The organism is Gardnerella sp. CCPDSM (genome assembly GCF_056754715.1).
Map to the genome: position 1 here is coordinate 1 of NZ_JBQEQO010000013.1, position 5,597 is coordinate 5,597.

General features: G+C 35.0%; 8 protein-coding genes. 6 read left to right on the forward strand and 2 right to left on the reverse strand.

Translation table 11 applies throughout. The annotated features are described in order from the left end of the window. The 3 genes from ACTJLE_RS06035 to ACTJLE_RS06045 form a co-directional block, all read left to right on the forward strand. A partial coding sequence (locus ACTJLE_RS06035; protein ID WP_481267857.1) for a recombinase family protein occupies nt 1–1,170 on the forward strand: 1,170 nt, incomplete at its 5' end. Then, nucleotides 1,140–1,544: a recombinase family protein gene (locus tag ACTJLE_RS06040; protein WP_101889399.1), complete on the forward strand. Its 405-nt coding sequence runs from the start codon at nt 1,140–1,142 to the stop codon at nt 1,542–1,544. The genes ACTJLE_RS06035 and ACTJLE_RS06040, both read left to right, overlap by 31 nt. Before the next feature lies 1 nt (nt 1,545). Continuing rightward, nucleotides 1,546–3,123 (forward strand): recombinase family protein, encoded by a 1,578-nt coding sequence (locus ACTJLE_RS06045; RefSeq protein WP_473412419.1) that lies wholly within the window; start codon nt 1,546–1,548, stop codon nt 3,121–3,123. Between the two features lie 296 nt (nt 3,124–3,419). Here the strand turns inward: ACTJLE_RS06045 and ACTJLE_RS06050 are convergent, their stop codons facing one another. Both ACTJLE_RS06050 and ACTJLE_RS06055 read right to left on the reverse strand, forming a co-directional pair. Further along, entirely contained in the window at nt 3,420–3,869 is a 450-nt protein-coding gene (locus ACTJLE_RS06050; RefSeq protein WP_473412418.1) for a hypothetical protein, read from the reverse strand. Nucleotide 3,870: 1 nt separating this feature from the next. Continuing rightward, on the reverse strand, nt 3,871–4,071 hold the full coding sequence (locus ACTJLE_RS06055) for a helix-turn-helix transcriptional regulator (protein ID WP_101889313.1): 201 nt from the start codon (nt 4,069–4,071) through the stop codon (nt 3,871–3,873). A gap of 274 nt (nt 4,072–4,345) precedes the next feature. Between ACTJLE_RS06055 and ACTJLE_RS06060 the strand changes: the two genes are divergently transcribed. The 3 genes from ACTJLE_RS06060 to ACTJLE_RS06070 form a co-directional block, all read left to right on the forward strand. Further along, nucleotides 4,346–4,468 (forward strand): recombinase family protein, encoded by a 123-nt coding sequence (locus ACTJLE_RS06060; protein ID WP_415692692.1) that lies wholly within the window; start codon nt 4,346–4,348, stop codon nt 4,466–4,468. Nucleotides 4,469–4,850: 382 nt separating this feature from the next. Beyond that, nucleotides 4,851–5,285, forward strand: coding sequence for a hypothetical protein (locus ACTJLE_RS06065; protein ID WP_473412446.1), 435 nt, complete (start codon nt 4,851–4,853; stop codon nt 5,283–5,285). A 129-nt stretch (nt 5,286–5,414) separates the two neighbouring features. Continuing rightward, on the forward strand, nt 5,415–5,597 hold a 183-nt coding region (locus ACTJLE_RS06070), incomplete at its 3' end, for a type II toxin-antitoxin system RelB/DinJ family antitoxin (RefSeq protein WP_481267858.1).

Here is a 5,597-nt window from a genome sequence, read left to right on the forward strand (position 1 = left end):
TTAAGTTCTATTGCACAAAGCGAGTCAAGATCCATCTCGGAAAACAACACGTGGGCAATTCAAAAACGGTTCGAAAACGGAACCTATGTCATTTCTTCCCCATCGTATGGGTATAAAAACGAGAACGGGAAAATGATTATCGTTCCAAAGGAAGCTGAGGTTATAAAAGACATCTTTAGTATGGCACTTTTAGGTAAAGGCGGGCATGTGATAGCTAATGAGCTGACGGCTAAAAAGATTCCTGCGAAAAAAGGAGCTAAATGGTCTTCGACTACCGTGAATGCTATTTTGACTAATAAAACATACACAGGGGATGTGATTTTTCAAAAGACATTTACAGACGATAATTTTAACCGCCATAAAAACCGTGGCGAGAAAAAACAGTATGTTATTGAAAACCATCACGAGGCTATCATCAGTCATGAAACTTTTAATCTTGTGCATGAGCTGAGACAGAAGAGAAAATTAAAACTAAATATTACCGGCGGTAGTAATAAATATCTTGCTAGATATGTGTTTTCAGGAAAACTTTACTGCGGTAATTGTCATAGTAGGTTAAAGAAACACGACCGGCATAAAAAAGATGGAGCCTATGTTGTTTGGTGTTGTACCAAGCATATACGTGAAATTAAATGCTGCCCTATGAAAGCTGTAAAAGAGGAGTATGTTAAATTAGCTTTTCTTCAAATGCTTAACAAGCTCAAAGCAACATACGCTCAAATATTAACGCCTTTCATAAAAAGCTTAAGAAACGTGAATAATAAAGACGGATTGAACAAAGTTATTGGACTTGAAGAAAAAATAGCTAAGCTGCAAGAACAGGAGCAAGTACTCAGTAAGCTTTTCGCCGGTGGCTACATTGAGATGGATTCCTACTATCTGGAAAGCAATCAGCTTAAAACGGAAATAGATACTTGTCTTAAGGAAAAACTTCAGCTTTCCAACAGCTTAAACGGTAACTTAACGCACTTAAACGAGGCACAAAAACTTCAACGGTTCGTAAGCGTCACAGAAGTATTTAGCGAGTTTAAGGACGAGGATTTTCTGGATTTTGTAGACAATGTCGTAGTTAAAAGCAGAACAGAATTTATTTTTCATTTGAAATGCGGATTGGAATTAGAAGAAGAGGTGAAAGAAACATGGCACACATCCCATATGGTTACAGAATAGTAGACGGTAAAGCGGTTATAGACGAAAAAGAAGCTCAAAAAGTGAGAGAACTTTTCCGTAAATTCTTAGAATTTGGAACGATTTCTGAAACGGCTCGAGCGGTGAACATTGATAAAACACATTCTGTAATTAGCAATATTTTGAAAAATAAAACGTACTTAGGAACATCGCTTTACCCGAGTCTTTTAGATGAAGAAACTTTTTATAAAGTTCAGCAGTTAAGAGCCAACAATTTTAGAAGAAAACCTCGTACAACAGAGCTAAAACCTTTAATTACAACAAATTTCACGTATGAAATAGGCGTTATAGAAAAGAAATACGATGATCCTTATCGGCAAGCAGCATACGCGTACAGTCAAATCAAGGAGGTGTAAAATGAATGCCAACGTTACAATTATTCCACCAAGAAAAATAGCGGGGAATACGGTAGATAAGCATAAAGATAAGCCGAAGTTAAGAGTAGTAGCGTATTGTCGTGTTAGTACTGACAGTGAAGAACAGGCAACAAGTTATGACACGCAAGTTCAGCATTATACGGATTATATTTCAAGAAATCCTCTCTGGGAATTTGCCGGCATTTACGCTGATGACGGTATTTCAGGAACCAGCACGAAAAAACGTGTCGGTTTCAACGACATGATCCACGATTGCATGAGTGGCAAAGTAGACATGGTTATCACTAAGTCGATTAGCCGTTTTGCGAGAAACACTATCGACTGTTTAAAGTTTGTCAGACAGTTGAAAGACAAAAACATTCCGATCATTTTTGAAAAAGAAAACATCAACACCATGGAAGCAAGCGGAGAACTATTGCTTACTATCATGGCTTCTTTAGCTCAACAGGAATCCGCGTCACTTTCTCAGAATGTGAAGCTTGGACTTAAGTTCCGCTACCAGGAAGGCAAAGTGCAAATCAACCATAACTGGTTTTTAGGATACACAAAAGACGATGAAGGGAATCTTGTAATTCTTGAACAGGAAGCAAAAGTCGTAAGAAGAATTTATAGAGAATATTTAGAAGGAGCAAGCCTTAGAGATATAGCGGAGGGCCTTGAAAAAGACGGCATTAAAAACGGCGCCGGGCATTTAAAATGGCACTTGTCTAATATTAAAACCATTTTGCAAAACGAAAAATATATTGGTGATGCTCTTTTACAAAAAACCATCACGACAGATTTTATCAACCATGTTCGTATAAAAAATGATGGAACAGAACCACAGTATTATGTAAAAGATAGTCACGCTTCGATTATTCCAAGAGATATTTTCTTTAAAGTTCAAGAAGAAATGTTAAGACGAGCCAACATGTTTAGTGGTGAGGAGAATAAAAAAAGGAGAGTTTATTCCAGTAAGTACGCTTTATCCAGCCTATGTGTTTGTGCTAAATGCGGGGATGTTTACAGAAGAATTGCTTGGAACAATCGAGGAGTACGTTCTGTTGTTTGGCGTTGTTGTACTAGATGGGAAAATGGTCCTAGTGCTTGTGATGCTCCGACAGTAAAAGAGGAAGAGCTGCAGTCTGCTACAGTGAAAGCCATAAACAAGGTGTTTAGTGTACCGGATGAAGTATTGGATACGTTGAATAACAATATTAGAGAAATTATCGCGTGCAACAACTTAAGCGAGATTGAAACGGTTGATAAAAAAATCGCGGACAAACAAGCGATACTACTAACCTTGCTAAAATCTAAAAAAGACTACACGAAAATAGCTGATGAGATTGATGAACTGAAAGTTAAGAAACAGCAGCTTCTTATAGAAAAAGCAGGTCAAGAAGATGCTAAAAGACGAATCAGAGAAATGGAAGATTTTCTGAAAAGTGAGCGTCACGATATTAGTGAGTATGACGAGAAGCTGGTAAGAAAGTACATAAAGAAAATAAAAGTTTACGAGGACAGGTTCAGCGTAACTTTTAAATCAGAGATTAGTGTGGATATTGAAAGGGCATCGTAAAAGCTAAAAGAATGTGAGCGTTTGAAATGTTACAAAACTCAGCCTAGGGGAATCATCTCTAGGCTGTTTTTTTTTGTTTTTATGCTCAAAAATCAAGCTATCAAGCCAGTCTTAAACCTTTTAACGATAGCCTTTTCCTATCGTTAAAAAGTGCACCCACTATCAATAGTGTGCACTCAAAAAAGTGTAGCTATACTTGGAGTTCTCTCAATCCATTTTTACCTCCTAATTTTGAGTATAAAAAAAGACGATAGAGTTTTAACTGTCTATCGTCTAATACCTTTACTACGATATTTTTAAATCTTTTTTGACCAATATACTTTTAATAATTTAGAAAATATTATTTGGACAAATGCAACTATTATTAACGCTAAAAAGGCTTCATAACTTACATATGCTACAAATAAAGAAACTATTACAATAACCATTGAAAATATAGGTATTATATTTGATCCTGACTTCATCCTTATTAATATCATTCTTTCATCTGTTTCTTTAGTATGCATCTTCTCCAATATATCTCTATTTCTATATGCTCTACCAAGCATTGACATGTAGAATACAGATACAAGTTCAAGTCCAATAAAAAATACTGCTACATAATATGTCACATCTTCTTTTAATGGAAATTTATATTTTAAGTAAAAATTTCCAATAATAACTGCGAGTAAGGCAACCATACATAATAAGACTAAAATACTAATTCTAAATCCTATTTCTTTTTTATATTTTTCTAATTTGTTCATATTAATCATCCTCTTCTATACTAAATATTTCTTCAATACTCATATCAAAAAACTTAGCAATTTTAAAAGCCAACGGCAGTGACGCTATATACTTCCCAGTTTCAATGGAAGTTATGGTCTGTCTTGTTACTCCAACTTCATTTGCCAATTCTTCTTGAGTTATTTTATGCTGTTTTCTTAATTGAGAAATTGCATTTTTCATTTTCCTCCTCCAACAGCAAGCTAACTTTACATATAATGTATAGCTCGCTTTGCTTTTTTGTCAAGCGTACTTTGCTTTTTTTAATTTCTTAAACTAAAAAGACGATAGATTTCTACTATCTATCATTTGTTGCTATATTCAATCCTATAATTAGTTTTTTATATTTTATTTTTAATACCTTAGATTTTGAAGTTAATTTAGCTTTATCCCTATTTTTCAAAAAATCTTCACCATCAAACAAATCCTTTTTATCATAATCTTCAAGTAACTTGTAATTCTTGAACAGGAAGCAAAAGTCGTAAGAAGAATCTATAGAGAATATTTAGAAGGAGCAAGCCTTAGAGATATAGTTCTCTCAATCCATACAGAAGCAGTGGCACTCCTTTACAAATCGTGACTGTTTCAAGATATCGTTTTGATGACACCTACTTGCGTATAGTCTAGTTCCTGAGTTTAAGAAGTTGCTTGTTGAGTATTATGAGGGTGAAGATTTGCAGGTGATTGCTTCGTTTATGAGGGAATATTGTTGGAGGCATTAAACGCACGCGATGATATTGGTTCTTCTGTTTCTGTAAATCTTGCTGTTTATGAAAGAGCATAGTTTGCTAGTAAATGAAGAAATTAGTGTCGATAGTCTAGACAAATTAATAAAAAAAAATAGGATATTTATTAAGATTATTACAGTAATCAGAGCGAATGGGAGATTTTGTTTACTTAATAGTCTGTTTTATAATCATTTGATACAGAGTCGTGTTAGAGAGAAGGAGGCTAGTAGTGTTATGAGAAGTAAAACTATTTTTTGTAAAACCATTTTTCAAAGTTGTCTTGTTATGCTTCTGCTGCTAGGCTCTCTCTTTTCTCTTGCGGGATGTTCCGACGATGATGAGAAGGCGGCGCTTGCGTCGTATCATTGGGAAACAGTAGAGGTATCTCAGAAAGAATATCGCCTACCAGACGATTACATGAATAAAGGTGAACTGTATCTCTTTGTGTCACGAGACATTCTTGATTCTCATTATGATTTGTCTAAAGTCACTCTTGGAGATAAGCCCATCAAATTAGTTGACTCACAGTTTAATTTGCCTAGTTCAGGGTATAAAGCTTTATTTTTAGTTGGTAAATTTGATTTAAAAGACAAGCCAAGCTCTAATGTTCTTAAAGTACCAGGGATTAATAAAACAGGTAATGTTGCTGTAGGTTATAAGAAGCAATAGTAGTATTTTGCGCTAAATGCTTAGTGTGAATGTTGAAAGTGTTTATATCAGTCGAAAAATCCCATTCATGTAATTGTGTTGCAATATGCGATACAGTATTTTATGATGTGTGTATGGAGGTTGATTGATATGGCAGTTACCAAAACAGCGAATGTGAATGTGAGAATACAAGAAAATATTAAGCAGCAGGCGGAGAAGATTTTGGAAACTATTGGAATTCCTAGGGCTACTGCTATTGACATGTTTTATCGTCAAATCATTCTTAATAAGGGCATTCCGTTTTCGCTTACTATTCCGAAGTCGCTTCCGGCA

Excerpts from the sequence above, each read along its gene's own strand:
- ACTJLE_RS06040 (WP_101889399.1), top strand. The coding sequence starts at position 1,140 with ATGGCACACATCCCATATGGTTACAGAATAGTAGACGGTAAAGCGGTT.
- ACTJLE_RS06050 (WP_473412418.1), bottom strand. The coding sequence starts at position 3,869 with ATGAACAAATTAGAAAAATATAAAAAAGAAATAGGATTTAGAATTAGT.
- ACTJLE_RS06055 (WP_101889313.1), bottom strand. The coding sequence starts at position 4,071 with ATGAAAAATGCAATTTCTCAATTAAGAAAACAGCATAAAATAACTCAA.
- ACTJLE_RS06045 (WP_473412419.1), top strand. The coding sequence starts at position 1,546 with ATGAATGCCAACGTTACAATTATTCCACCAAGAAAAATAGCGGGGAAT.
- ACTJLE_RS06065 (WP_473412446.1), top strand. The coding sequence starts at position 4,851 with ATGAGAAGTAAAACTATTTTTTGTAAAACCATTTTTCAAAGTTGTCTT.